23 protein-coding genes are annotated in these 25,634 nt (G+C 59.6%); 8 read left to right on the forward strand and 15 right to left on the reverse strand.

Going from position 1 to position 25,634, the window contains the following annotated elements:
• The first annotated feature begins 86 nt into the window (after positions 1–86).
• Positions 87–2,354 carry a beta-glucosidase family protein gene (locus tag NCHU2750_RS25490; RefSeq protein ID WP_119944591.1) on the forward strand — a complete coding sequence of 756 codons (2,268 nt, stop codon included), beginning with the start codon at positions 87–89 and terminating at the stop codon, positions 2,352–2,354.
• Between the two features lie 37 nt (positions 2,355–2,391).
• Here NCHU2750_RS25490 and NCHU2750_RS25495 read toward each other — a convergent pair whose 3' ends face one another.
• A complete protein-coding gene (locus NCHU2750_RS25495) occupies positions 2,392–3,420 on the reverse strand; it encodes a LacI family DNA-binding transcriptional regulator (protein ID WP_119944592.1) in 1,029 nt (342 codons plus the stop codon).
• Positions 3,421–3,678: 258 nt separating this feature from the next.
• Here NCHU2750_RS25495 and NCHU2750_RS25500 point away from each other — a divergent pair, with 258 nt between their 5' ends.
• Complete coding sequence (locus tag NCHU2750_RS25500) at positions 3,679–5,223, forward strand: ABC transporter substrate-binding protein (RefSeq protein ID WP_119944593.1); 1,545 nt, start codon at positions 3,679–3,681, stop codon at positions 5,221–5,223.
• 65 nt (positions 5,224–5,288) lie between these two features.
• On the opposite strand, the gene NCHU2750_RS25505 is transcribed toward NCHU2750_RS25500, so the two are convergent.
• The 6 genes from NCHU2750_RS25505 to NCHU2750_RS25530 form a co-directional block, all read right to left on the reverse strand.
• Positions 5,289–6,086 (reverse strand): maleate cis-trans isomerase family protein, encoded by a 798-nt coding sequence (locus NCHU2750_RS25505; protein ID WP_119944594.1) that lies wholly within the window; start codon positions 6,084–6,086, stop codon positions 5,289–5,291.
• A gap of 29 nt (positions 6,087–6,115) precedes the next feature.
• Positions 6,116–6,835 (reverse strand): ABC transporter ATP-binding protein, encoded by a 720-nt coding sequence (locus NCHU2750_RS25510; RefSeq protein ID WP_119944595.1) that lies wholly within the window; start codon positions 6,833–6,835, stop codon positions 6,116–6,118.
• Complete coding sequence (locus NCHU2750_RS25515; RefSeq protein ID WP_119944596.1) at positions 6,832–7,590, reverse strand: ABC transporter ATP-binding protein; 759 nt, start codon at positions 7,588–7,590, stop codon at positions 6,832–6,834. The genes NCHU2750_RS25510 and NCHU2750_RS25515 overlap by 4 nt, the downstream gene beginning before the upstream one ends.
• Positions 7,583–8,476 carry a branched-chain amino acid ABC transporter permease gene (locus NCHU2750_RS25520; RefSeq protein ID WP_119944597.1) on the reverse strand — a complete coding sequence of 298 codons (894 nt, stop codon included), beginning with the start codon at positions 8,474–8,476 and terminating at the stop codon, positions 7,583–7,585. The genes NCHU2750_RS25515 and NCHU2750_RS25520 overlap by 8 nt, the downstream gene beginning before the upstream one ends.
• Positions 8,469–9,362: a branched-chain amino acid ABC transporter permease gene (locus tag NCHU2750_RS25525; RefSeq protein ID WP_119944598.1), complete on the reverse strand. Its 894-nt coding sequence runs from the start codon at positions 9,360–9,362 to the stop codon at positions 8,469–8,471. Before NCHU2750_RS25525 ends, NCHU2750_RS25520 begins: the two co-directional genes overlap by 8 nt.
• Before the next feature lie 72 nt (positions 9,363–9,434).
• Entirely contained in the window at positions 9,435–10,529 is a 1,095-nt protein-coding gene (locus tag NCHU2750_RS25530; RefSeq protein ID WP_119944599.1) for an ABC transporter substrate-binding protein, read from the reverse strand.
• Positions 10,530–10,743: 214 nt separating this feature from the next.
• On the opposite strand from NCHU2750_RS25530, the gene NCHU2750_RS25535 reads away from it, so the two are divergent.
• From NCHU2750_RS25535 to NCHU2750_RS25555, 5 genes are all read left to right on the forward strand, one after another.
• On the forward strand, positions 10,744–11,994 hold the full coding sequence (locus NCHU2750_RS25535; protein ID WP_119944600.1) for a D-amino acid dehydrogenase: 1,251 nt from the start codon (positions 10,744–10,746) through the stop codon (positions 11,992–11,994).
• Between the two features lie 38 nt (positions 11,995–12,032).
• Positions 12,033–12,386 (forward strand): RidA family protein, encoded by a 354-nt coding sequence (locus NCHU2750_RS25540; RefSeq protein ID WP_119944601.1) that lies wholly within the window; start codon positions 12,033–12,035, stop codon positions 12,384–12,386.
• Positions 12,387–12,456: 70 nt separating this feature from the next.
• On the forward strand, positions 12,457–13,179 hold the full coding sequence (locus tag NCHU2750_RS25545) for a GntR family transcriptional regulator (RefSeq protein WP_119944732.1): 723 nt from the start codon (positions 12,457–12,459) through the stop codon (positions 13,177–13,179).
• Positions 13,180–13,181: 2 nt separating this feature from the next.
• Positions 13,182–14,129, forward strand: a complete 948-nt coding sequence (locus NCHU2750_RS25550) for an EamA family transporter (protein WP_119944602.1) — start codon at positions 13,182–13,184, stop codon at positions 14,127–14,129.
• 124 nt (positions 14,130–14,253) lie between these two features.
• Positions 14,254–15,192: a LysR family transcriptional regulator gene (locus tag NCHU2750_RS25555; protein ID WP_245480492.1), complete on the forward strand. Its 939-nt coding sequence runs from the start codon at positions 14,254–14,256 to the stop codon at positions 15,190–15,192.
• 44 nt (positions 15,193–15,236) lie between these two features.
• On the opposite strand, the gene NCHU2750_RS25560 is transcribed toward NCHU2750_RS25555, so the two are convergent.
• From NCHU2750_RS25560 to NCHU2750_RS25595, 8 genes are all read right to left on the reverse strand, one after another.
• Entirely contained in the window at positions 15,237–16,514 is a 1,278-nt protein-coding gene (locus NCHU2750_RS25560) for a CitMHS family transporter (protein WP_119944603.1), read from the reverse strand.
• Positions 16,515–16,689: 175 nt separating this feature from the next.
• Entirely contained in the window at positions 16,690–17,388 is a 699-nt protein-coding gene (locus NCHU2750_RS25565) for an RraA family protein (RefSeq protein WP_119944604.1), read from the reverse strand.
• Between the two features lie 4 nt (positions 17,389–17,392).
• Entirely contained in the window at positions 17,393–18,373 is a 981-nt protein-coding gene (locus NCHU2750_RS25570) for a hydroxyacid dehydrogenase (protein ID WP_245480493.1), read from the reverse strand.
• Between the two features lie 388 nt (positions 18,374–18,761).
• Entirely contained in the window at positions 18,762–20,276 is a 1,515-nt protein-coding gene (locus tag NCHU2750_RS25575) for an ABC transporter substrate-binding protein (RefSeq protein ID WP_119944605.1), read from the reverse strand.
• Between the two features lie 19 nt (positions 20,277–20,295).
• Positions 20,296–21,996 (reverse strand): dipeptide ABC transporter ATP-binding protein, encoded by a 1,701-nt coding sequence (locus NCHU2750_RS25580; protein ID WP_119944606.1) that lies wholly within the window; start codon positions 21,994–21,996, stop codon positions 20,296–20,298.
• Complete coding sequence (locus NCHU2750_RS25585; protein WP_119944607.1) at positions 21,993–22,844, reverse strand: ABC transporter permease; 852 nt, start codon at positions 22,842–22,844, stop codon at positions 21,993–21,995. The genes NCHU2750_RS25580 and NCHU2750_RS25585 overlap by 4 nt, the downstream gene beginning before the upstream one ends.
• Positions 22,841–23,779, reverse strand: coding sequence for an ABC transporter permease (locus tag NCHU2750_RS25590; RefSeq protein WP_119944608.1), 939 nt, complete (start codon positions 23,777–23,779; stop codon positions 22,841–22,843). Before NCHU2750_RS25590 ends, NCHU2750_RS25585 begins: the two co-directional genes overlap by 4 nt.
• A gap of 42 nt (positions 23,780–23,821) precedes the next feature.
• Complete coding sequence (locus NCHU2750_RS25595) at positions 23,822–24,712, reverse strand: proline iminopeptidase-family hydrolase (protein ID WP_119944609.1); 891 nt, start codon at positions 24,710–24,712, stop codon at positions 23,822–23,824.
• A 126-nt stretch (positions 24,713–24,838) separates the two neighbouring features.
• Here NCHU2750_RS25595 and NCHU2750_RS25600 point away from each other — a divergent pair, with 126 nt between their 5' ends.
• The gene (locus tag NCHU2750_RS25600; RefSeq protein ID WP_119944610.1) at positions 24,839–25,621 is read left to right on the forward strand and encodes a LuxR family transcriptional regulator; all 783 of its coding nucleotides are present in this window, start codon (positions 24,839–24,841) and stop codon (positions 25,619–25,621) included.
• Positions 25,622–25,634 lie beyond the last annotated feature (13 nt).

Raw genomic sequence — 25,634 nt, forward strand, 5'->3', positions numbered from 1 at the left:
TCATTGAATGATAGTTGCGCATGTAATCGATTACATTAAGGATCCGTCGAGAGATTGAGTCTGAATTGTTTTTCCATGAGGCAGAAATGACCGAGGATACAATCGAGCAGAACATTCTGGCATTCGCCGACGAAGCGCTGGCATTGACGACTGGTGCGGACTACTGGACGACGCCCGCCGCGCCCGGTCTCGGGATACGCTCTGTCCGGCTCGCTGACGGTCCGCACGGCCTGCGTGTGCAGAATGACGAGAACCCCGACCATTTGGGCCTGGAGCGCAGTCATCCTGCGACTTGCTTCCCCCCGGCGGTCACGCTGGCCTCTTCCTGGGATGTCGATCTCATCGAACGCGTTGGTCAGGCTCTGGCGGTGGAAGCGAGAGCGGCGGGCGTCGATGTCGTGCTGGGGCCAGGCCTCAACATCAAGCGCAGCCCGCTTTGTGGCCGCAACTTCGAATATTACTCAGAGGATCCTCTGCTTGCCGGTATGCTGGCGGGAGCGATAGCCCGCGGATTGCAGTCTCAGGGCGTTGCTGCCTGCCTCAAGCATTTTGCCGTCAACAACCAGGAGACCGATCGGCTGCGGGTCAGCGCCAATGTCGACGAGCGCGCCTTGCGGGAAATCTATCTTCGCGCCTTCCAGATCGCTATCGAGCAGTCCAATGCCTGGACGATCATGACGTCCTACAACCGCATCAACGGAACCTACGCATCGGAGAATTCCTGGCTGCTCAAGACCGTGCTGCGTGACGAATGGGGTTACGACGGCGTCGTCGTTTCCGACTGGGGCGCGGTCCACGATCCGGTCGGCTCGCTAAAGGTTGGCCTCGATCTGCGCATGCCGGGCAGACCCGGCGATGAGCGGGTGCGTAGAGCCTTTGCGCAGGATAAGCTGGATATCGGGGTAATCACGGAAACCGCCCGGCGCATGCAGCTGCTGGCGGAAAGAACGGCGCCGCAGGATGCGTCCGCTGAACCGGACTATCACAAACACCACGCCCTGGTCAGGGAAGTAGCCGCGAAATCATCCGTACTGCTCACGAATGACGGGGCGCTGCCCGTGTCAATATCCCCCGGCCTGCGTGTGGCCGTGATCGGCGAACTGGCCCGCAAGCCGCGATATCAGGGAGCCGGCAGTTCCCGCGTCAATGCGATCAAGGTTACGAACGGCCTTGAGGCGCTTGCCGCGCGCGTCGAGATGGCTGGCGGTTCATTGGAGTTTTCCCGCGGCTACGCGCTTGACAAGGTTGCCCAATCCACAACGCTGATCGAGGACGCGGTTGCCGCAGCCAAGCGCTCGGATGTGACTATCCTGTTTCTCGGCCTGCCGGACAGTTATGAGGCGGAGGGCAGCGACCGCAATTCAATCGAGCTACCGGCCAACCAGCTCGAACTTCTGAAGGCGCTGCAGGCGGCAGCCCCAAAAACGATCGTCGCCATGAGCAATGGATCGGCCGTAACAACCGCATCCTGGCGTCACTCGGTCAACGCCATCGTCGAATTTTGGCTGACGGGGCAAGCCCATGGAGAAGCCATCGCCGACATTCTGTTCGGCGACGTCAACCCAAGCGGCAAACTTTCCGAAACCATCCCCCTGCGGCTGGAGGATACCCCCGCCTATCTGAACTTCCCCGGTGAACACCAGAACGTCACCTATGGCGAGGGCATTTATGTCGGCTACAGGTCCTACGACGCGCGCCGACAAGATGTCGATCACCCGTTCGGCCACGGCCTTTCCTACACGACGTTCGATTATTCCGCACTTGAGATCGATGTTCGCCCTCTATCGGACGAAATCGCCGTCACCGCCCGTCTCTTGATCCGCAACACCGGCACGCGCCGCGGCGCAGAGGTGGTCCAGCTCTACGTCCATGATCATGACGATATCGTCATCACGCCTCCGATCGAACTGAGGGGATGGCACAAGATCGAGCTGGACCCCGGCGCCACCGAAACGGTCGAGATTGCCGTGCCCCGTTCACGCCTGGAGCATTGGAGCAGCAGTCTCAACGCCTGGATCTTTGGTGGCGGCACGGTGACGATACATGTGGGCTCATCGTCCCGCGATCTTCGCCTGAGCGAGACAGTCAGCCTGCCGGGCGATCCCGTTACTGCGCCGCTGACGACATGGTCGACATTCGGCGAGTGGCTGGATCATCCGGTTGCCGGCCAGCGCCTGCGATCACTGTTTGACGCACGCGGCGGACTGAAGGGACGGATCAGTGATCTGCTGTCGGACGAGGTGGGGAAAAACTCCGTGCGGGCCTCCCCGATGGTCAGCATCGCGGAGTTTCCCGGTGTGCCGATTCAACCCGAGGACCTCGAAGCGATCTGCATCGAGGCGCGGACCGTCTGAGCGAGGCAATCTGCCATCAAAGGCAGTCTACCCGCTATCAGCGGGCAGACGCCGGAGGAGCGGTGCTGTCGCGCAACACGAGATCGACGTCCAGCATCACGTTTTCTCTTTCAATGGGCTTTTCCTCGATCACATCGAGCATCATCCGGGCAACCGTAGTACCGATCGCCCGCCGCGGCTGATGGATCGTCGTCAATGCCGGATAGATATGAGCGCAGATCTCGATGTCGTCGAAGCCGACGACAGAGACCTGATCGGGCACCTTGATGCCCGCCCGCGTCACGTGGCCGATAAAGCCACAGGCTATTTCATCGGAATCGCAGAATACCGCCGTCGGCCGCTCGCTCATATCGAGCCAGACCTGCGCAGCCGCTCGTCCTGATGCCAGCGAGAATTCCCCCGGCAGTATGCAGTCTTCCCGCAGAAAGAGCCCGGCCTCCTCCAGCACATCCCGCAATCCCTGCAACCGTGTTTCTGTGGTAAAGTTGCCACGAGGACCGCTGGCGAAGCCGATATCGCGGTGGCCTAGATCGATCAGATGCCTGGCAGCCAGCCTTCCAGCCTCGCGGTTGTCGATCGTGACACGCGGCGTCTCGGGAGCTTCCGGCCATTCGCCAACCTGGATGACCGGTGGAACGGATGGCCCAGCAAGGGCCGTTCGAAGAGTATCTGCCGGCAGGCTGCCCAACAGAACGATGACGCCATCCGTGCGGCGCCTCGTGAAATATTGAAGCGCTGCATCATCCGCACGGCGGCCGTAATTCGTGTCGACCACGAGCAGATTATAGCCCGTGCCGGCAAGCGCCTCGGAAATTGCAGACAGGATAGTGGAATAATAGGGATTGGCGATGTTGGGCAGAAGCGCGACGATCGAACCGGTACGTTGCCGGCGAAAATTGCTCGCCGCCTCATCGAGCACGTAACCGGTCTTGTCCACCGCTGCCAGAACATTTTTACGGGTTTCATCGCTCACCTTGTCGGGGTTCGACAAGGCCCTGCTCACCGTCGCGGTAGACACACCCGCAGCAAGCGCGACATCTTTTATTCGAACAGTGGGCTTTCGCACCGTTTCCTCCCATTCCGGCCTCGACAGCGCGCGGAACGATAAAACCGCGGCAGGCCAGATAGGCTATTGTAAAGGCTTACACCCTATGTCAAGCTCAATGCAATCGATTACATATTGCATCAGAAGGACCTTGATCTGCCGTTGCAAGCACTATCCAGCGCGCAGTGTGGCGCCGTTTGTGAGGCAATCAAGATCCAATCTGAAACGCTTCCACCTCGAAAATCACCGCATCGCTATAATCATAAAATGGGAACAAGCATGAGAAGATTTTTACTGGCCGCCACATTGCTGCTTTCGGGCGCAAGCTTCACATTTGCCGCCGAGGATGGCGGGCGCTTGAACTTGATCGTGCAGCCTGAGCCACCGGGTTTGATGCTCGGCATCGTTCAGAACGGCCCGGCCTCGCTGGTCGCAGGCCAGATATACGAAAGCCTTCTCAGATATGACGACAAGCTCCAGCCCCAGCCGTCGCTGGCCAAGAGCTGGGAGATTTCGGCGGATGGCCTCACCTACACATTCCATCTGCAGGACAATGTGAAGTTCCACGACGGCGTACCGATGACGGCCGCCGATGTGCTGTTTTCCGTCAACGAATTCCTGCCGAAGACGCTTTCCAAGCACCGCAATACGATGACCCGCGTCGCGTCCGTCACGGCACCTGACGACAAGACCATCGTCTTCAAGCTCAAGGCTCCGTTCGAACCCTTCATCCGCGCCATGGATTTCGGTGCGATGCCGATCATTCCCAAGCATCTCTATGAGGGAACGGATTACGCCACCAACCCGAACAACGAAAAGCCGATCGGTACCGGCCCCTTCAAATTCGCCGAGTGGAAGAAGGGAAGCTATATCAAGCTCGTCAAGAACCCAGATTATTACATCAAGGGCAAGCCGTATCTGGACGAGATCTATTACCAGATCATTCCGGACGCCGCCGCGCGCGCCGTGGCATTCGAATCGGGCGCGATCGACGTTCTTCCGGGCGGCACGGTGGAGAATTTCGACATCCCCCGCGTCTCGGCGCTTCCCCACACATGCGTGACCGACAAGGGCTGGGAATATTACGCGCCGATGTCCTGGCTGTGGCTCAACAACCGCACCAAGCCGATGGACAATCCGAAATTCCGTCAGGCGATCATGTATGCGATGGATCGCGAGTTCGCCAAGGATGTGCTCTGGAATGGCATGGGCAGGGTCGCGGACGGTCCCTTTTCGTCCAAACTGCCTTTCCACAGCGATGGCGGACCGCAATATCCACATGATCCGGCCAAGGCCAAGGCGCTCCTGAAGGAAATCGGTTATGACGGAAAGCCGTTGCGCCTGCTGCCGCTTCCCTATGGTGAAACCTGGCAACGCTGGGCCGAAGCGGTGAAGCAGAACCTCGCGGAGGTCGGCATTCCGGTCGAGATCGAGGCGACCGACGTTGCCGGCTGGAACCAGCGTGTCGCCAACTGGGACTACGACATGGCCTTTACCTATCTTTATCAGAACGGCGATCCGGCAATCGGTGTCGACCGCAACTACAAGACCGATCAGATCCTGAAGGGCTCGCCCTGGAACAATGTCGAAGGCTATTCCAACCCGGAGCTGGACGGCATCTTCGAAAAGGCGGCACTCGCCTTTCCGGCGCAAAACCGGCAGGCTCTCTACGATCGCGCTCAGGAGATCTTGCGGAAGGATGTTCCAGTTGCGTGGCTGACGGAACTCGCATTTCCGACCATCTACAACTGCAAGGTCCAGGATCTCGTGACGACCAGCACAGGCCTCAGCAACTCGCTCCGCGATACCTGGATCAAGAAGTAAGATGCGTGAGGGCGGAGCAAAACGCTGCTCCGCCCCTTTTCAACAAGTGTCGATATCAGTGCCGGTCAGGCGATGCCAAGGCTGAACAATCGTCCGAGGCCCTCCAGCGGCTGGCTGTAGCCGGCAAGTCGCAGCATGTGCCATGCCAGCGCGTGATTGCTGGAGGTGACCGGCTTGCCGAGCTTTGCCTCCACGTCGGCCACGATACGCGCAACCCGCATGCTGGTGCAGGAAACGAACACGGCATCGCATTCGTCGGAACTGCCGAGATCCAGAATGGCCTGCTCGATAGATGCCGGCGTGATGCGCGCAACACGGTTGTCGTCGGGTTCGTGGAAAGATCCCATGACCGGGATGTCCATGCCTCTCGCCATCAGCGAGGCACGCAGCGAATGGTTGATCTCCGGCATATAGGGTGTCAGCAAGGCAACACGCCGTGCACCGAGGGCCGCGACCGCGGCTCGGGCGGCCGTGACCGGGTTGGTCACTTTCACGCCCGGCATCCGCTCATGAACACGCTCCGCGATCCGCTCCTCACCGATGACCAGCGATCCCGACGTACAGGCAAACCCCACGACATCGAATGTCACGTCCGGCAACAGCCCGACCGTACCGGGAATTTCGTCCGACATTTTCATCAGATTGGAGGGTGTGATCTCGACATCGCTGTAGAGCCTAGCCTCGTAGAGAGCCACGCCCGAAGATGGCAGCGCAAATCGGAACTCGTCTTCGATCGTCTGGTCGGTTCTCAGTACAAGCAGACCGAGATTGGCAAGCGTGCCGATGCCATCGTCGATCTCGAAGGCCAACCCTTCCCTGTTGACGGCAAGCGGCGGCGTATTCTGGGGGGAGTGTATAGTCATGTTTGGTCTCCGATAGCGCAGGATGCGTGTTAGTGGCCGTCACCGCCGAGATAAAGCGATCGCATCGCCGGATCGGCGAGCAAGTCGGATGCATCGCCCTCGATCGCTACGCTGCCGAGCGACAGGACATAGGCCGTGTCCGACACATGCAGCGCCTCGAAGGCATTTTGCTCGACCATCAGGATGGAGGGCCCCTCGCGGCGCTTGACGTCGGCGATTGCCTCGAAGACATCGTGCATCATGCGCGGGGAAAGACCGGCGGAAGGTTCATCAAGGAGCAGGATCGAAGGTTCGGAAATCAGCGCGCGGGCCAGCGAAAGCAACTGCCTTTCCCCACCGGATAGCGCCGAAGCTCTCCTGTTCTTCTTCGCCGCGAGGCTCGGATATTGGTGGAGCAGCTCGTCGAAACGCCGGCCGCGATCCTTCTTGTCCATCAGCCGGCCGCCGATCAGGATATTTTCCGCTACGGTCATGGTGGCAAAGACATTGTCGGTCTGGGGCACGAAGCCGACCCGGTGATGGCGTACCTTCTGATAGGTCGGGATATCGGTGACCGCCTCCCCCGACATGCGCACGCTGCCTGCCCTCGGCCTGACAAACCCGGCGATGCATTTCAGCAGTGTCGACTTGCCACAGCCGTTGGGGCCGAGGATCGTGACAATCCTGCCCGGTTCGGCCTTCAGCGAAATACCGTTGAGGATATCGGGTCCGTCTCCATACCCGGCTCTGACCTCCGTGACTTCGATCATGCCATCACCTTCTTCTGCCTGGCGTTGCCGAGATAGGCCTCGACCACCTGCTCGTTGGATGTGAGTTCCGAGGGCCGGCAGTCGGCAATCACCGCACCACGATCCATCACCACGCAACGGGTGCAGAGTTCACGGATGAAATGCATGTCGTGCTCGACGATCAGCAGGGTAATGCCGGCGGCGTTGATGCGCCTGAGAAGCCCGACCATGTGATGGCGCAGGTTGGGATGAACACCGGCCGTCGGCTCGTCCAGGCAGATCATCTTGGGCGATGTCCGCAAGGCCAGCGCGATCGACAGAAGTTTCTTCTGGCCGCCCGACAAGGATGCCGCCGGCAAGTGCCTGACATTCGAGAGAGCCAGATCTGCCAGCAGTCTTTCGACCTCGGCCCTGTCATCGACATCACGCCGGAACAGGCTGCCGAAACCGGCCCTGCTTGCGGAGGCGGCATAAAGCAGTTCAGCCACCGTCATTCTTTTCGGCATGGAGGGAAGCTGAAAGGTGCGGACAAGGCCACGCCCGGCAATCCGGTCCATGCCCTTGCCGCCGATATTCTCACCATTGAAGGTGATCGTTCCGGCATCGGCGGACAACACGCCGGAAATGAGATTGAGCAGGGTCGACTTGCCACAGCCATTCGGCCCGAGCAGGCCGACGATCTCTCCCTGCCCTATCCTGAAGCCGACATTTGCGAGAACCTGGTTGGCGCCGAAGGATTTGGCAACGCCATCGACGGTGAGAACGATATCAGACATAGCGGCCTCCCCCGACGCGCTCCGGCACGATGCCGGACTGTCTCCAGACGATGAAGGCAATCAGCCCTCCCCCGGTCAGGAACAGTCGACCGGCCGCGACATATTCGGTCGGCAGGCCGATCCAATCCTTGACGAACGGAATGAAGGCGAAGGTGAACTGCAGCAGGAAGGCCCCCACGATAGCACCGGCATTGTTGCCGAGACCACCGACGACGATCATCGCCCAGATCAGGAATGTTTCGGAACTGTCGATTTGTTCGGGCCCGACAAAGCTGACATAGCGGGCGAACAGGAAACCGGACACCGCAGCCAGAAGTGCGGCAATGACTGTCAATTGACGCTTGATGGCAATCGTGTCGTAGCCGAGAGACGCGGCAAGCTGGGGTTCCTCACGCATCATCTTGATGGCTAGCCCATATCGGCCTCCCATCAAATGCCGGCACAACAGTCCCGCCGCAATGACAAGCAATGCCACCGTCACGAGGATTGCGATCTGGCGCAACTGATTATCCAGGCCCGGATAAAGCGGTGGGATGCCGCCGATGCCTTGGGCTCCACCAGTCAGCCAGTCCTCGTTCGTGGCGACGATGCGGATGACCTCGGCCAGAGCGAGAGTGACGATACCCCAGTAGTCGGCCTGGAGATTGCGGCCGACGCTTGCAAACGCCCAGCCCAGGATGCCGGCTGCAACCATGGCCAGGACGAAACCGGAAACCACACCGAGATCGAAGCGGAAAGCGAGAGCAGAAGCATAGGCACCACAGGCGAAAAGAGCGATCTGGCCGAAATTCATCAGTCCGCCAAACCCTGCCTGAAGATTGAGGCTCAGCGCCAGCAGTGCGTAAAAGCCTGACATGATGGCAACATGAATGATGAAATCAGACACGCTTCACCTCGCTGACAAAAAGGCCGCGCGGACGCCAGAGCAGTGCCGCAACGAGAAGAAGGAAGGAGATCGCGCTGGCATAGGCGACCGGGAGGAAGACGACGACCTGTCCCATAAGCGGCCCGAAATTGATGGTGGTGACAGCGGTTTCGGCAATCGAGATCAGCAGCGCTCCGGCAATGGCCCCGAAGGGATTACCGAGCCCACCCAATATGGCCGAGGCAAAGACCGGCAGAAGCAGGTCCATGCCCACCTGAATATCAACCTCGCCCTTCAGCGCGATCGACACGCCGCCGAGTGCCGCCATCATGCCGCTGATCAGCACGATGACGGTTTTCATTCGAGCGGTATTGATGCCGGTCGCGTCAGCAAGAACTTCATTGGTCGATGTCGCCCGCATGCAGCGACCGAGGTCGGTTTTGAAGTAAAGCAGAGCGAAGGCAGCGATCGCGGCAAGCACTATGACGAAACTGACAAGCTGAGGCTCGGTCACGAGGGCACCGAGAATGCGCAAGGGGCGGGAGATCGGCAGGGCGAAGCGACTGGGATTGGGCCCCATGGTGACCAGAAAGGCGGCCGAGAAGATCATGCCGACGGCAAGCGACCCGATCATCGCCGTGGATGAGCCGATCTTCAGCATGCGGTTGAACAGGAACTCATTGAGAAGCACGGCGAGCAGGCCGGTCAGGAGAACCGAGAAAACGATGGCTGCACCGATCGGCACGCCGGCCTTCTGCAGCACGATCGCCAGCATACCCCCCATCGCCGCATATTGGACCAGAGCGATATTGGGAAACTTCATCAGCGAATAAACGGCACTCATCCCGATCGCCACGAGAACGAGGTCACAGGCGCGCATGAGTGTGTCGACAAGGAATTGAAACATGATGTCCGTCCGTTGCGATCAGCGTTAGGTCGGAAGGCGCCAGCGGGCGTTTGCCGGCTAGCGCCCCGGCAATCACTGCGTGGCGACGGCCTTGCCGCTTGCAATCGTCAGACGCAGATAGGGCTGCGCACTGCGTTGACCGTCCGCATCGAACACGATCGGTCCTGTAGCCCCTTCGTAATTCTTACCAATCTCGGTAATTGCTGTTTCGATCTTCTGTGGATCGAGCGAATTCGCCTTGTTGATGGCAGCAGCGACCAGCATGACGCCGTCATAAGCGAAACCGTTGAATGTCGACGTGAAGCCACTCTTGTATTTGGCTTCATAGGCCTTCTGATAATCGGCGCCATTGCCGCCGATATAGTTGAGATCCATACCGATCTGGCCCTCGACATACTGCGGATCGCTGTCGGCAGTACACATCGTCAGATAAAGGCCGTACCACTTCTTCTCGTTGAGACCGAGCTCGAAGCTCTCGCGGTTGATGGTCGCCGATTCCTTGCCATATGCCGTATAGACATACAGATCCGGCTCACCGGCCGCGAGCTGCTGCAATTCGCGGCGATAGGTCGTCTGCCCTTCGGTATAAAGCACGGTGGAGGTGATGGCACCGCCGAGCGACTTGAATTTTGCCGCAAAGGCTTCCGCAATGCCTTGCCCGTAGGCGTTGTTCGGCGCGATGACCGCAACCTTCTTGGCTCCGCTGGAAAAGACATCCTGTGCGGCAAACGCGCCGGAAACATCGTCCAGCCCAAGGACACTGAACTCACCTTTGCCGAGCGAGCGGATCTGCGTGCTGGAACTGCCGATATTGATGTTTATCCTCTGCTGCTGAAGCAGATATTGTGCGATCGGTATGGTGATGCCCGACGAGAACTCGCCGAGCACGACAGGCACTTTGTCGACGCTCACCAGCTTCTTGGCCGCATCCAGCGCTGTCGCTGTCCGCCCGGCGGAATCTTCTGTGACGATCTTGAGCGGGTGGCCGAGGACACCGCCATCCGCATTGATCTTTTCCAGCGCCAGTTCCATACCGCGCCGCTGATCCTCACCCTGCGTCGCGCTGGAACCGGATAGTGGCAGGATGGCGCCGATGACCGCCTCCTGCGCATGCGCCGACATGGCAAGCCCGAGAACCAACACGCTGCTCAACAAAATGCGTTTCATGTCATACCCCTCTTGTTGGAATTTATTGTCGACAATAGAAACGACAATAAATTTTCCCGTCAAGATGCGGCGCAATATTTTTTTTGCGATGCATCAATTTTCGCTATTACAGGCCATTCCGCATCGAATTTCGCTGCGATGCAAAAGAACGTTGACAGCGGCATCGCATGCACAATAATTGTCGACAATAAATTCGACAAAAGGGGAACTTGCCATGCATGCCTTGATCCTCGGCGGCGGCGTCGTCGGCATCACCACAGCTTATCAGCTCCTTCAGGACGGGCACGACGTGACCGTGCTGGAACAGGAAAGTGAGGTCGCGGAAAGCACAAGCTGGGGCAATGCCGGCATGATCGCGCCCGGCCATTCCTTCGTCTGGTCATCGCCCGCGGCGCCGAAGATTCTGCTGAAATCGTTGTTCCTGAAAGATCAGGCCCTGAGGTTTCGCCTGTCGGCAGATCCGCATCTCTACAGCTGGTCGCTGCGCTTCCTGATGGAATGCACCGCAGAAAAGGCAAGGTTGAATACGCTTCGCAAGCACCGCCTTGCGGCCCACTCCCAATCCGTGCTGCGTGATGTCGTCGCCCGCGAAGGCATCCGTTATGACCAGACTGCATCCGGCATCATTTATTTCCACCGGAACAAGGCGGCGTTGGAAACCGGCGTCCGCAACATGCGCCTGCTGGAGAGCGACGGTCAGGAAATCCGCGTCATAGACCCCGACGAGATCGTGCGCCGCGAGCCGGCCTTGCTCGGCTCCCGCAATCTCATGGCCGGCGGAATACTTTGCCCGACCGACGAAACCGGTAGCTCGTCGAAATTCACCAAGGCGCTGGCGGATATCGTGCGCAACCGCGGCGGCCGCATTCTCACCGGCACGCGAATTCTCAAACTTGAGCGCAGCGGTGACAGGATCACGCGTGTCGTCACCAGCCAGGGGGAGTTCACTGCCGACAATTATGTGCTGAGCCTCGGTAGCGAGAGCCCCCTCGTGGCCCGCAAGATCGGATTGTCGCTGCCTGTCTACCCGATCAAGGGATACTCCCTGACGATCCCGATCACCAACCCGGATCTAGCCCCAAAGGTTCCGGTTCTCGACGAGCACAATCTCGTCGCGATCACGCCGATGGGCGACGCCATTCGCGTCACCGCAACGGCCGAATTTGCCGGCTATGACCGGTCGCACAAGCCATCCGACTTCGCCTTCATGATGGATGTGACGCGATCGCTGTTTCCGAAGGGCATCGCTTACGACCGCGCGCATATGTGGGCGGGCCTGAGACCGATGACCCCCGACAATCTGCCAATTCTCGGACGCCGTAACATCGGCAACCTGTGGCTCAATACGGGCCATGGTCATATCGGCTGGACGATGTCGCACGGCTCCGCCCGCATCATCGCCGACCTCATCGCCGGACGAGCTTCTCCGGTCGATCTCGACACCCTTCCTCGCGCTGCAGCCTGAGGGCAGGCGCGTTCCACCCCACCTCGAAAGGAAATAATATGAACCAGATCACCCGATTTGGCACCGGTCCACGCATGTCGCAGGCCGTCACCTATGGAAACCTCGTTTTTCTGGCCGGCCAGGTTGCACTGCGTGCGCCGGGCGCCTCGGTTGCCGATCAGACTGCCGATATCCTCGCCAGGACGGACGAGCTTCTTGCCGAAGCCGGATCCGACAAGAGCAAGCTTCTTTCCGCATCGATCTGGCTGACGGATATCGAAACGTTCAACGAAATGAACACGGTCTGGGATGCCTGGGTCGCTCCGGGCAACACACCGGCGCGCGCCTGCGTGGAATCGAAGCTTGCCGCACCACAGTTTACCGTGGAAATCGCTGTTATCGCCGGCATTTGAAACCTACCGATGCGGCCGTAGCCGCATGGCCGCATCGGTTTTAATTGACAGGCTGCATGGCATGAGCGCAATGGTCCGCCCGTCTCATCGTCACAACCCCAAGGATCAAGGCGTGTTGGCACCGAAACCTGCAAAAACCGGACCTCGTGTATATGAGGAGATCCGCCGTATGGCGATGGAATACCGGTTCAAGCCGAACGAACGGATCAACGAACTGGAACTTGCAGCCAGGATGCAGGTCAGCCGCAGCCCGATCCGTGAGGCCTTGCAGCGTCTGGTCACCGAAGGGCTGATCACGTTCCAGGTCAATCGCGGCTTCTTCTGCCGAGGTTTTGACGTCGAGGAAATCCTCAACCTCACCGATGTCCGCATCCTCCTGGAAGAGCGGGCGGTGCAGATGGCATCGGCACAGGCGTCGGACCGGGACCTGCAAATGCTGGCCGACTGGTGGCACAGGACTTCGGCCATGGCAGATTCACTGTCGAGTGCGGACCTGACCGCCAAGGACGAGGAATTCCATATGCGCATTGCCCGGCTTTCCGGCAATCCCGAGCTCGCCAAGATGATCGAAGGGATCAATACCCGCATTCATTTCGTCCGGCAGATCGAGGTGGAAAAACATCGGCGCCTCTCCACCACCTACACCGAACATAACAATATTGCCGAGGCGATGCTGAAGCGGGATGGCAAGACTGCCTCCCGGATCATGGGCGAGCATATCAAGATCAGTGCTACCGACGCCATGGAAACGATGAAGCTCGGCCTTGCCCGCATCTTCATGCGGGAAGCCTGACGATGTCGGCGATCGACGAAACGAAATTGCCGCGCAATGCATCCTGGAGCGGCATCGGAAACCTGCTCGTCGTCTACCTCGTCTGGGGCAGCACCTATTTTGCCGTCAAGATCGCCGTCACCGGTCCGCCGGCCATCGCGCCGCTGCAATTGCAGACCTGGAGAATGTGGGCTGCATCGGCAGTGCTGATTGCGCTCGGCTTTATAAGGACAAGGCGCCTTCCCGCCCTTTCCGCACGACAGCTTGCAATCTGCGCCATCTCGGGTGTTCTGATGTGGGTGATGGGCAACGGGCTCGCGACCTTGGCATCACGGCATGCGGCCTCGGGTTTCATCGTCATGGCAATGGGGATGATCCCGATCTGGACGACGCTGATCGCAGGTCTTGCCGATCGCACCCGGCCGTCGCGCGGTGTCGTTGCGGGGCTCGCCATCGGGCTCATTGGCCTGTCCCTCATTGTGGGACCTCCCATAGTCTTCGCCGGCTCCTCCTCCGTCGAAAGCGGATACGCCGTCTGGCTCGCTCTCGTCCTCTGCGCGGCAGGTCTCACATGGGCGATCGGCAGCCTCATCCAAAAGCCGCTTCTGGCCGCCATGTCACCTTTTTGGGCCGGCGGGCTTCAGACACTGGCTGCCGCCATCGTTCTGACCGGCGTGTGCTGGACGAGCGGGACCGCGATTATTCCGCCGGCCGATCTCGCGCCGTTCCAACTGACCGCCTTTTTCTACCTGGTGATATTCGGCTCTGCGATCAGCCTGCTGGCCTATATAACAGTGATGAAGATCTATCCTCCGGCGGTCGCCTCAACTTTCGCCTATGTAAACCCGCTTGTCGGTGTAGCACTTGGCTGGGGCCTGCTCGGGGAGAAGCCCGGACTGTTTTCCTTGTTCGGCATAGCGCTCATCCTCGTTGGCGTTTCGGTGATCATGGCTGCCAGCAAACGAAAATGATCCGGCAATTCCGCTTGCCCTCGCCGCGGTCGCGATCAACCCGGCTCTCGGGCACCGATCCCGTTGAAAACATATGCGGCAATGTGGAATACCATGCAGAAGGCGAGGCATGGAGGCATAGTCGATGATCGATCTCAGGGACGCGACCTATTTCGTCGCGATCGCCGAAGCGGGCAATCTTGCTCTCGCCGCCGAAAAGCTCGGTCGCACGCAGCCAGCGCTGACGAAATGCATCCAACGCCTGGAGGAAGATCTCCGCACCGAGCTGTTCCGACACGAAGGACGGCGGCTGGCACTGACGGAAGCCGGCAACGTCTTTTACGCGCGCATGCGCAACCTGCTCTCCTATGCGTCCGAAGTCCGGCGCGAAATCTCCGATCTCGGGACGGGAATTGCCGGGCTGGTGCGGATCGGCAGTGCTGCGACGGCCGCCGAATACATGCTGCCACCGCTCACTGCGGAATTGATCGCGCAGGCACCCGCCGTCACTCTGGAGCTGACGGTTGGCATGAACGACGTGCTGGTGCGGGCGCTGGTCGAAAAGAACCTCGATCTGGTCTTTGGTCCGCTGACGCAATTTACCCGCGACACGGAGCGCTTCGAAACCTTTCCGCTCGTGGATGACGATGTGGTCGCCGTCGCCAGCCATGATCACCCGATCTTCGACAGACCGGTAGCGGTTGACGATCTGGTCAAATACAAATGGGTTCTTTCCGGCCGGGCAGTGGCAACCCGGCAATGGCTGGAAAACAAGTTCCGATCACTGGGTCTCGAAGGACCGAAAGTACAGATGGAGACCAGCTCCATCTCGCTGCTGCCGAGGCTGATCGCCGAAACCAAGCTTTTAAGCTTCATTTCGCTGCGCAATCTGGCGCCCGGCGCCGTCGGCTCGCAATTGCGCGAAATTCCCTTGGCCGAGACGAGAATGCGCCGCGAGTTCGGCATCATCCGGCTGCGTGAAGCTTATTTCACGCCCGCAGCACGGTTACTCGTGAGGATTGCCAGCGGGAAGACATCGGAACTCATTGACGCCGAAGGTCCTGTCCCGGAGAGGATGTTCTGAAGGGAACACCGGCAGCACGGCACACGCGCTGCCGGTACAGCTTTTTACCGATAAAGCGGGATAACGCCGATCAGGATCGCCATGACAAGCATGATCAGGCATCCGACCAGCGACCAGCGGATGGTATATTTCTGGGTCTCGCCATAGTTCAGATCGAGGCGGCTGACGAGAAGATAGGTCGAGGCAACCAGCGGGCTGAGAATGTGAACCGGCTGACCCACCAGTGACGCTCGTGCCATTTCCGCACCGGTGATCCCGTAATGGCTGGCGGCTTCGGCCAGAATTGGCAGCATGCCGAAATAGAACACGTCGTTCGATACGAGCCAGGTAACCGGGATGCTGATCAGCGCCGTGATGACCGCCATATAGGGACCGACGGCGTCCGGAATGATCGCGACGATCGACTGGGCAAGTGCGTTGGCCATACCGGTCTCGTTGAGGATGCCGATGAAGACGCTCGCCGAAAACAGCATCACCGCGACCGACAGGATAGCGGATGCATGGGAGGCGATAACTTCCTGCTGCCGTTCGTAACGAGGGAAGTTGACGGTGACGGCAATCGCGGCGCCGATCATGAACATGTAGGACAGCGGCAGCAATTCCAGGACGAGCGAGGCCATCAGCACGATGGTCAGCGCCCAGTTGAAATAAAGGCGCCAGGTCGCAGAGCCGCGATGCTCGATCAACTGGCTGGAATCGAAGTCGATAGGGCCGATCCGCTTGCGTTCACGCATGCCGAAGATCCAGGCCATGACGAAAGCCCAGACGACACAGGCGAGAAGCGGCAGGATGAGCGGCGTGAAGACATCCGTCATCTCCACCTTCATCGAGGCGGCAGCACGCGCCGTCGGACCACCCCAGGGCAGGAGATTGCCGATGCCGGTACACTGCAGCAGCAAACAGGCGACCATCGGAAGCGAGAGGCCGAGACGCCGATAAAGCGGCATGAAGGCCGAAAGCGTGATCATGTAAACGGTAGCGCCATCACCATCGAGGGCGACGAGATATCCCAGTGCTACGGTGCCCATGAAGATCTTGACCGGGTCACCACCGACGGCTGAGACGATCCGCTTGACGATCGGATCGAACATGCCTGCATCGGTCATCACCATGAAATACAGCATCGCAAAGATGAGTAGGACACCGGTGCTGGCGATCGTCTTGATACCCTTGACGACCATGTCGCCCATATCCGGGCCAAATCCACCGATCAGAGCAAAGACTGTCGGCACAAGAATGAGCACCGCCATCGCCGACATGCGACTGCTGATCAACAGGTATATGAAGCACACAAACATTGCGAAGCTGAGCGCTACAAGCATTGCAATAATCCTCCTCCCACGGGCCGCCAGCCCGCGAGCCACGTCGTTTTATGTTTATTCCACGATTGTGTGGAACGCCTATTCCACTGAAAGATCAGTCGGATGCAGGAGGGCGCCTCCCAAGACGCCGCTCCGCCGCGATCTCCGGCCCCTCTGGAACCGGAGATCGCGGAACTCAGACGGGCAGGCCTTTTGCCCTCAGGATCGCGTCGAAACGCTCCGGATCGGATGTACCCTTGATATTCGTCTCGCGAATTTTTGCCTCGCGATCGAGATGAGCCAGGGTCTTCGGCAGCAATGCAGCAGCGTCGCAGGCCGGGATCGCGATAACGCCGTCGAGGTCTCCGAGAACGAGATCGCCCGGCTGAACGACCATGCCGCCGACGGAGACGGGAACGTTGATTTCGCCCGGACCTTCCTTGCTCGGACCGCGATGGGTATGGCCACGCGCGAACACCGGCATTTCACCTTCGGCCCATTCGGCCAGATCGCGGATGGCGCCGTCGATGACAAACCCGCCGAGCTTCTTGGTCATTGCCGTCGTGCGGATGAGGCCGCCGATGACCGCCTGGGTCAGGTCTCCACCACCATCGATGACGATGACATCGCCAGCGCCCGCCATCATCATCGCCTTGTGAACCATGAGATTGTCACCCGGACGGATGCGCACCGTGACGGCCTGGCCACACATGATCTTGCTGCCATGATAGGAACTCAACCCCATCGTACCGATCGATCGACCCATGCAGTCACCCGCGACCGCAACAGGGATCTTTCCGAACGCCTCGAGAAGATCCTGCGGCAGGCTTTCGTGGCGAGGATTGATGCGGTAACCGGCAGGCCACACAAGGTCCTTCTGGTTCTGGTCGCTCATGGTCTTACTCCTTTGATTCCAATGTGATCGGGTTGACGCAAGCGCTGACCGGCGGGGTGTTGCCGGAGAGGAAACCAAGGACGTTTCGCGCCGCGCCTGTGGCCATGCCGGCGAGAGCTGCAGGCGTCGATCCCCCCACATGCGGCGTCAGCACGACATTGGGCAGTTTCAGCAAGGGACTGTCCGGCGAAATCGGCTCTTCCGCAGTCGTATCGAGACCGGCGGAATAGAGCTTGCCGCTTTCCAGCGCGGAAATCAGTGCTGCCTCGTCGACTACTTCACCACGGGCAGTGTTGATGAGGATCGCCTTGTCCGGCAGTGCGGCCAATGCTGCAGCGTCGATCATTCCACGGGTATGGGCATTGAGCGGAACATGCAGGCTCAACACATTGCTTGATGGCAGCATTTCAGCCGGAGAGGCGATCATCGTCACGCCTTCGACGGGAGAGGCCATGCCGATGCCGGGATCGAAGGCCTGCACCTTCATGCCGATGGCAAGGCAGGCACGCGCGAGCTTCTGGCCTATCTGACCAAAGCCGATGAGACCGAGCGTCTTGCCGGACAGTTCCAATCCGTCCTGCGCCCGCGACCAGCGGCCTGCCTTGAGTTCTGCATCCATCCAGGAAATCCTGCGGGCACCAGCGAGCAGCAATCCGAGCGCCATCTCGGCAACCGACTGGGCATTGGCTCCCGGTGTGACGAAGACAGGAATGCCGCGGGCGGAAGCAGCCTCGACGTCGATGTTGCTGACACCTACGCCATGCTTGCTGATCACCTTCAATGTTGGGCAATCCGCAATAGCCTTTGCAGACAGGTTCACGGTACGGGAAATGATGGCATCGACCGGATTGCCGGCCATGATGCTATCGACATCAGCCTCGTCGGCTCCCTTGTCGAGGAAGATCAGCCGGCAACCGGCTTCCTGGAGAATGGCCACCCCGTCCGGATGAAGCGAAGGCGCGGTCACGAAAATCGTATAAGACAAATCTCTGCACTCCCTGTCGCCGACCCGGCTGCGGAAGCGGTGCTCCTTCAGCGCCATCGGCAGTGGCACGGCGTGGAGCGAGAGCACATCGTCTCAGATGGTTCGAGAATTTTGCACCGGCTCCTCCGCGCGGTTTTTTATTTCTATGATCCAGATCAATGAAATCAATTTCATTATTTTCATTTAGATATAGCCAGCAGGAATGTTTTCGGGCTGACAACCGGTCACCTGCCGAAAAAGGAAAAACGCCGGAGCGATGATAATCATCGCCCCAGCGCTACGGAAGGAAGCTATCAGCGGCCCCTTGATAGGCCGATGGAGACGCGGCACGTAACAGCGCCGGGCGGGCAGCGAGAGGCAGGGCGCACATGCGCCCCGCCAGACTGCATCAGTTCTTCACGGTGTCTTCGAGCGAGAAACGACCGAGCGGGTTCTGGTGGAAATTCTCGATATTCTTGCGGGCGACGTTGATGTAGGGGCTGTAATACAGGTCGATCCAGTGAACGTCGTCCTTGGCCAGCTTCTGGATCTCGATATACATCGCCTCGCGCTTCTTAGGGTCGAGTTCCAGCCGCGCCGCCGCCACAAGGTCCTTCACTTTCTCGTTCTTGTAGCGGGTCATGTAATTCATGTTGGAATCGTCGCCGAGTACGAAGGTCGTCTTCTGGTCGGGATCGAGAATATCGTTCGTCCAGTACATGACCGAAATGTCGTAGTCGCCATCGACCAGCATGTTCCAGCTCTGGCTGGGATCGACCTTCTGCAGGTTGGCGGTGACACCGGCCTTTGCAAGCTGCTGCTGCAGGAGAACCGCGATCTGTTCGTCGACCTCGTTGCCGGCATTGACGACATAATTGAGCGTCAGGCCAGATGCCCCGGCTTCTGCCAGCATCGCCTTGGCCTTTTCCGGATCATAGGGATACTGGTAATTGGCGTCGTAGTGATAGAGCGATCCCTTCGGAATGTAGGAATTCGCCACGGTGCCGATACCGAAAGTCACCGCGTCGACAATCGACTTCTTGTCGATCGCCATATCGAGAGCCTGACGAACTTCCTTCTTGGCGAGAGCCCCATGCTGATGATTGATCAGGAGGTGATCCTCGCGCGTCGAGGTATCGGTCAGCACGTTCAGGTTCGGATCCTTCTTCAGTTCTTCCACGCGGGAGAAGGGCACGAAGATGGCCGTGTCGAGCTGACCGGCCTGTACGTCAAGCATGCGCGTGTTATCGTCAGGCACCGAGATCCACTCGACACCGTCGAGCTTCACCCGGTCCGCCTGCCAGAAATTCGGGTTCTTTTCGAGGATGACACGGTCACCGCGCCGCCACTCCTTGACGGTGAAGGCACCGGACGATGCAGTCGGATGCTCGGCAAAGGCGTCTTCACCTGCTTCGACAGCCTTCTTCGACAGGACAGAAACGTTGGGCAGCGCCAGCTGCGAAAGGAACGGCGCCGATGGGTGTGTCAGCTTGACGGTCAACGTCTTCGGATCTGTTGCCACGGCGGTGTCGACGATCTTGTAGCTGTCGCTCCACAGCGATCCCGGATTGTCACGGATGCGCAGCAGGCTGAAGGCGGCGTCCTCGGCGGTGATCGGCGAGCCGTCGGAGAATTTCGCGTCGCGGATCTTGAACGTGTATGTCAGGCCGTCATCCGAGATGGTCCAGCTTTCGGCAAGGCCGGGCTCGAGCTTGGTGCCTGTGCTGTCGACGCGGATAAGCACGTCGAAGACGTTGGAAAATACCCAGTTGTCGACGTTCTGAGCAGACTTGATCGGATCGAACGTCGTCGAATCCTCGCGTCGTCCGATGGTCAGTACTCCTGCGGCTTCGGCGAAGCTGGCGCTCAGGCTGAGGGCCGCGGCAATGGCTGCCAGCCCGATCGATTTCCACTTCCTGTTCATGATGTCGTTCCCTTCGTTGTTATGGCATTCGTTTGATTGATTTTGAAAATTCCGGCGGCGATCCATTGTGGCCGATCAGCGGCTTGTCGGGATCGATGTCGGGGATCGCCGCGACGAGCGCTGCGGTGTAGGCATGTTTGGGGTTGGAGAAGACTTGCTCGGACGGGCCATCCTCGACCACCTGACCGCGATACATGACGATGGTGCGGGTACAGAGATTGCGCACGATCGCCAGGTCATGGGCGATGAACAGCAGCGTCAGGTTCATCTTTGCCGCCAGATCACGGAACAGGTCGATGATCTGCGCCTGGATGGTGACGTCGAGTGCGGCAACGCATTCGTCGGCAATGATCAGCTTCGGGTCGACGGCAAGTGCGCGGGCTATCCCGGCGCGCTGGCATTGTCCGCCGCTCATGGAGCGCGGCTTGCGGTTGGCAAATTCGCGCTCCAGCCCGACCAGATCGAGTAGTTCCCCGATACGTGCGGGAATATCGGTTCTGGCGACCTTACCCTGCACGGCGAGGACCTCGCCGATCGTCTGGCCGATGGTCATGCGCGGGTTGAGCGCATTGAACGGGTCCTGGAACACCATCGCGGCCTCTCGTCTGAGGCGTGCCAGTGCGACGTCCTTCTGCAAGGCAAGGTCGACGCCTTCGAAACTGATATGGCCGGACGATATCGGCGTCAGTCCCAGCAATGCGCGGGCAAGCGTGCTCTTGCCGCTGCCGGATTCCCCGACAATGCCGACGGTCTCGCCGGGCATGATCTGCAAGCTGATGCCATCGACGGCGGACACGCTTTTCGCCGCGCTGCCGCGAAAGAAGCTTCCGCCCACCGGGAAGCGCACATGCAGATCGTCGATCTCCAGGATCGGCTTCGACGGTTTTGCAGTTGGCGGCAGAACAGCTTTGGTTGCCGCCTGAGCCTCAGGCATGGACGGATGGCTGTTGATCAGCCGGACCGTATAGGGATCCTGAGGTGCAGAGAGGATCTGTCGCTTCGGCCCCTGTTCCAGCAGCCGTCCGCCACGCATGACGGCGATGCGGTCACAGGTCTGCGCGACGATGCCGAGATCGTGGGTGATCATGATGATCGACAGGCCGCGTTTATCGCGAAGCTCCATCAGCAGCTGGAGAATCTGCGCCTGGATGGTGACGTCCAGCGCCGTCGTCGGTTCGTCTGCAATCAGGACCTTGGGATTGCAGGACAGTGCCACCGCGATCATCGCCCGCTGACGCATGCCGCCGGAAAACTCGTGCGGATAGCTGTCAAACTGGCGGATGGGGTCGGGAAAGCCGACCTGCGCGAGGATCTCGATTGCAGCCGTCCGCGCCGCCCGGGCATCATGCCCCTGATGATAGCGAATACCTTCGCAAATCTGATCGCCGATACGCATGACGGGATCGAGATGGCTGGTGGGATTCTGGAAGATCATGCCGATCTCGCCTCCCCTCACCTTCAGCATCTCGTCATCGCTGACCGATATCAGGTCACGTCCTTCGAGAAGCACCACGCCATCCTCGATCGCCAGCCTTGAGGACGGCAGAAGACGGATCAGGGACCGGCAAAACAGGCTCTTGCCGGAGCCGCTTTCACCGACGAGGCCGAGGATTTCGCCCTTGTTGAGATCCAGCGAAACGTCGTCCAGCAAGGTGCGCGTTCCGACATCGAGATGCGCCTTGACCGTGAGATTGCGGACAGAAAGGATTGGAGCGCTCATTCGTGCACTCCGAGCAGTTCGCCGAGCGCATCGCCCAACAGGCTGAAGCCGAAGGCTAGCAGGACGATGGACAGGCCGGGAAACAGGGTGATCCACCAGGCCGTGGTAATGAAGCTCTGCCCTTCGGCAACCATCACACCCCATTCGGCCAGGGGCGGCTGGACGCCCAGGCCCAGATAGCTGACCGCCGCACCGCTGAGCAGCACCAATACTGCGTCGGACATCGAAAACACGATCGATCCGGCAATCGCATTGGGCAAGAGGTGGCGAAACATGATCCGGAGCCTGCCAAAGCCGAGGCTGACGGCGGCGACGGCATAGTCGCTGTTTTTCAGAACCAGGATCTGCGCCCGGATCAGCCGCGCATAGGAAACCCATCCGACGAGGGCCATGGCAATGTAGAAGCTGCCAAGTCCCGGCCCCAGGATGGTGATGATCGACAGCATCAGCACCAGGAACGGGAATGCGAGAATGATATCGACGATCCGCATGAAGACGGCATCGACGATACCGCCGAAGAAGCCAGCGATCGTGCCGACGACCGTGCCGATCAGGAACGGGAAGACGACGCCGATCACTGCGATCTGCAGGTCGATACGCGCGCCCCAGATGATGCGCGAGAGGACATCGCGGCCGAAATTGTCGGTGCCGAACGGGTGCAAAAGCGACGGCGGCAGCAATCTGACCGTCCCATCCTGCAGGATCGGATCGTAAGGCGCGATCAGCGGGGCTGCGATCGCCATAAGCAGGAAGAACAGCAGAACGGAAGCGCCGGCCGCCAGCATCGTGCGCCTGCCAAGGAATGTCTTCCACCCTGCGACGGGAAGGGCGAGGGTTCCGGCGCTCATAGCTTCACCCTCGGATCGACCGCGACGGTGGCGATGTCGGCAAGGAAATTGATCATGACGGTGGCGCAGGCAAACACCATGGCGACCCCCTGTACGACCATATAGTCGCGCGAGAAAATGGCGCGCACCAGCAGTTGGCCCATGCCCGGGAGCGCAAACACGCTCTCGATCACCACCGTGCCGCCGATCAGCCAGCCCATGTTGACGGCGAGGAGATTGATGGTCGGCACCAGCGAGTTCGGTAGGACATGGCGCCAGAAGACAATTCCCTCCGGCATGCCGCGCGCACGGGCGGCGGTCGCGATGTCGGACTTCAGCCCCTCGACCATCGCCGCCCTCAGGCTTCGCGTCAATACGGTGGAGAGCGACAGGGCGATGGTGAGACTGGGCAGAATCAGATGCGAAGCCTTCTCGCCAAGCGTCGAGCCGTAGCCGGAAACCGGCAGAAGATCGAGCTTGACGCTGAACAGGATGATCAGCATTAGGCCTAGCCAGAAGGGCGGGAAGCCGATGCCGAAAGTGGAGACGATACGCACCGCATGATCCGGTGCCCTGCCCGCATTGCGGGCAGCAACCGACGCCATCGGCACGGCAATCAGGATCGACAGGATCACGCTCGACAAAACCAGCGCGACAGTCGGTTCGATGCGGGTCGATATCAGATTGAGGACGTCGATCTTGTAGAGGAGCGACTTGCCCATCTCACCGTTGCCCAGGTTCTTCAGGAAATACAGATATTGCAGCCAGATCGGTTCATCGAGGCCGAATTGCGCACGAATATTGGCGATTGCTGTCGGGGTCGCCCGCGTACCGAGAAGCACGCGTGCCGGATCGCCCGGAATCAACCTGACCAGGATGAAGGTGATGACGCTGATCCCGAAAATGACCGGCAGGAACTGCAGCGGCCGCAGCAAGACGAACCTATAGCGATGCATGGATCTCCCCTCGTTCGATCATCTGGTGTGCGGGTCTATGCATCAATTCGCCCTGTTGCGTGCCAGAAAATCGAGAAGGGCCGGATAATAATCCGCGGGGTTTTCGTAGAAGGGCATGTGGCTCGCATTGGCGAAGACCTTTAGTTCGGCATTCGGAATAGCGAGCTTCATCTTAAGGGCACAGGCGGGCGTCAACTCGTCATGCTCACCGCAGGTGATCAGCGTCGGCACCGTCATGCGCGGCAGATCGGGAATGCGGTTCCAGTCCTTCAGGTTGCCGATATAGAGAAATTCGTTCGGTCCCTGCATCGTGCCGTATGGCCCCATGTTCCAATCGCAGAGAGAACGATTGACCGGAGCCGGCCATTCCGCAAGCCGGCAGACATGGCGATAATTCAGGATAGTGACGGCAGCGAGATATTCGGGGTGATCGTAGGTACCCTGCGCCTCGTGCCTCTGCATCATCGCAACCGTCTCCGGCCCGAGCGCCGCGCGCAGCCGTTCCAGCTCCGAGATCAGGTGCGGCATATCTGCAACGGTGTCTTCGAGGATCAGCGTCTGCAGGTTTTCCGGATAGGTCAGCGCGTAGTCGATCGCCAGCCACCCACCCCAGGAATGGCCAAGCATATGGACCTTGCCGAGGCCGAGCGCTTTGCGCACCGTTTCCGTTTCCTCGACATAACGGCCGATCGTCCACAGAGAGTTGTCCGTCGGCCTGTCCGATGCGCCGGTTCCAAGCTGGTCGAAGGCGACGACCCGAAACCCTTTGTCGATGAGACAAGAATGCGCCTCGCGCAGGTAGTCGCAGGGCAGGCCCGGTCCGCCATTCAGGCAGAACACGGTCTCGGCACCGTCACCGAAGCTGTAGGCGATGACCTTGTGGCCATCGACATCGACCTCATGTCGGGCATCGGGCTCGATCTCACGCCACATTGACTACTCCGGTAAAAAAATCGCTTGCTCAATATTTGAGCAGGGCTAATTTTTACCGCAAACCCCATTAGGCGCCAGCTATAAGAAGTGATAGGATCGGTGGTACAGGGGGGCTGGGAGCCAGTGATGATTGACGAGATCGGCACGATCAGACGACAGTTCATGGACCGCACGACGCTGGACGGCCGGATCGACCAGATCTTCGACGCAATGAAAACGATCGGTTTCGAAGCCCTGATATATGACTACACGCCTGTTCCCTACGATCTGGACGGCGAAATCATGGTCCCGTCGCTTCTGAAACTGCGCAATATTTCAGAGGATATGCATGATTACTGGTTCGACCGCGGCTATTTCCGCATCGATCCCGTGCAACAGGTCGCCCTGCGCACGTCGGCACCGTTTTTCTGGAATTACGATGCGGACGCGGACACCCTTATCCGCCGCTTCATGACGGAGGATACCGCGCCTGTCGCGCGCTACCTCAGCGAGAGGGACATGTCGACGGGCGTCACAGTGCCCGTGCACATGCCGCGCGGTGATTATGCGACGGTGACCGGCATACGCTTCGGCGGCAACCAGGAATTCGAGCGCCATGCATTGCGCTATATCGCCGACTTCAATCTGCTCGCCCATGTCTTTCACGAGACGGCCTATTCGCTGTTTGATGCGCAGACATTCCGTTCGGGAACGGCTAGGCTGACCGAGCGCGAGCGCGAATGCCTGCGCTATTCCGCCGAGGGGCTTTCCGCCAAGGAGATCTCGCGCATCATCGACCGATCGGTACCGACCGTCGTCATGCACCTCAATGCAGCGGCCAAGAAACTCGGCGCCAAGAACCGGACGCAGGCCGTGGTGCGCGCCACCCATTACCGGCTTCTCGACGACCGCCCATCCTATAACTTGTGATAGCTGCCGCGCG

Source organism: Neorhizobium sp. NCHU2750, from assembly GCF_003597675.1.
Classification (GTDB): domain Bacteria; phylum Pseudomonadota; class Alphaproteobacteria; order Rhizobiales; family Rhizobiaceae; genus Neorhizobium.

What these genes read in the sequence shown, in the direction of transcription:
- NCHU2750_RS25585 (WP_119944607.1), bottom strand. Translation starts at nt 22,844, where the DNA reads ATGAGCGCCGGAACCCTCGCCCTTCCCGTCGCAGGGTGGAAGACATTC.
- NCHU2750_RS25540 (WP_119944601.1), top strand. Translation starts at nt 12,033, where the DNA reads ATGAACCAGATCACCCGATTTGGCACCGGTCCACGCATGTCGCAGGCC.
- NCHU2750_RS25550 (WP_119944602.1), top strand. Translation starts at nt 13,182, where the DNA reads ATGTCGGCGATCGACGAAACGAAATTGCCGCGCAATGCATCCTGGAGC.
- NCHU2750_RS25575 (WP_119944605.1), bottom strand. Translation starts at nt 20,276, where the DNA reads ATGAACAGGAAGTGGAAATCGATCGGGCTGGCAGCCATTGCCGCGGCC.
- NCHU2750_RS25555 (WP_245480492.1), top strand. Translation starts at nt 14,254, where the DNA reads ATGATCGATCTCAGGGACGCGACCTATTTCGTCGCGATCGCCGAAGCG.
- NCHU2750_RS25525 (WP_119944598.1), bottom strand. Translation starts at nt 9,362, where the DNA reads ATGTTTCAATTCCTTGTCGACACACTCATGCGCGCCTGTGACCTCGTT.
- NCHU2750_RS25510 (WP_119944595.1), bottom strand. Translation starts at nt 6,835, where the DNA reads ATGATCGAAGTCACGGAGGTCAGAGCCGGGTATGGAGACGGACCCGAT.
- NCHU2750_RS25545 (WP_119944732.1), top strand. Translation starts at nt 12,457, where the DNA reads ATGGTCCGCCCGTCTCATCGTCACAACCCCAAGGATCAAGGCGTGTTG.
- NCHU2750_RS25595 (WP_119944609.1), bottom strand. Translation starts at nt 24,712, where the DNA reads ATGTGGCGTGAGATCGAGCCCGATGCCCGACATGAGGTCGATGTCGAT.
- NCHU2750_RS25565 (WP_119944604.1), bottom strand. Translation starts at nt 17,388, where the DNA reads ATGAGCGACCAGAACCAGAAGGACCTTGTGTGGCCTGCCGGTTACCGC.
- NCHU2750_RS25505 (WP_119944594.1), bottom strand. Translation starts at nt 6,086, where the DNA reads ATGACTATACACTCCCCCCAGAATACGCCGCCGCTTGCCGTCAACAGG.
- NCHU2750_RS25580 (WP_119944606.1), bottom strand. Translation starts at nt 21,996, where the DNA reads ATGAGCGCTCCAATCCTTTCTGTCCGCAATCTCACGGTCAAGGCGCAT.
- NCHU2750_RS25560 (WP_119944603.1), bottom strand. Translation starts at nt 16,514, where the DNA reads ATGCTTGTAGCGCTCAGCTTCGCAATGTTTGTGTGCTTCATATACCTG.
- NCHU2750_RS25600 (WP_119944610.1), top strand. Translation starts at nt 24,839, where the DNA reads ATGATTGACGAGATCGGCACGATCAGACGACAGTTCATGGACCGCACG.
- NCHU2750_RS25590 (WP_119944608.1), bottom strand. Translation starts at nt 23,779, where the DNA reads ATGCATCGCTATAGGTTCGTCTTGCTGCGGCCGCTGCAGTTCCTGCCG.
- NCHU2750_RS25490 (WP_119944591.1), top strand. Translation starts at nt 87, where the DNA reads ATGACCGAGGATACAATCGAGCAGAACATTCTGGCATTCGCCGACGAA.
- NCHU2750_RS25530 (WP_119944599.1), bottom strand. Translation starts at nt 10,529, where the DNA reads ATGAAACGCATTTTGTTGAGCAGCGTGTTGGTTCTCGGGCTTGCCATG.
- NCHU2750_RS25535 (WP_119944600.1), top strand. Translation starts at nt 10,744, where the DNA reads ATGCATGCCTTGATCCTCGGCGGCGGCGTCGTCGGCATCACCACAGCT.
- NCHU2750_RS25500 (WP_119944593.1), top strand. Translation starts at nt 3,679, where the DNA reads ATGAGAAGATTTTTACTGGCCGCCACATTGCTGCTTTCGGGCGCAAGC.
- NCHU2750_RS25515 (WP_119944596.1), bottom strand. Translation starts at nt 7,590, where the DNA reads ATGTCTGATATCGTTCTCACCGTCGATGGCGTTGCCAAATCCTTCGGC.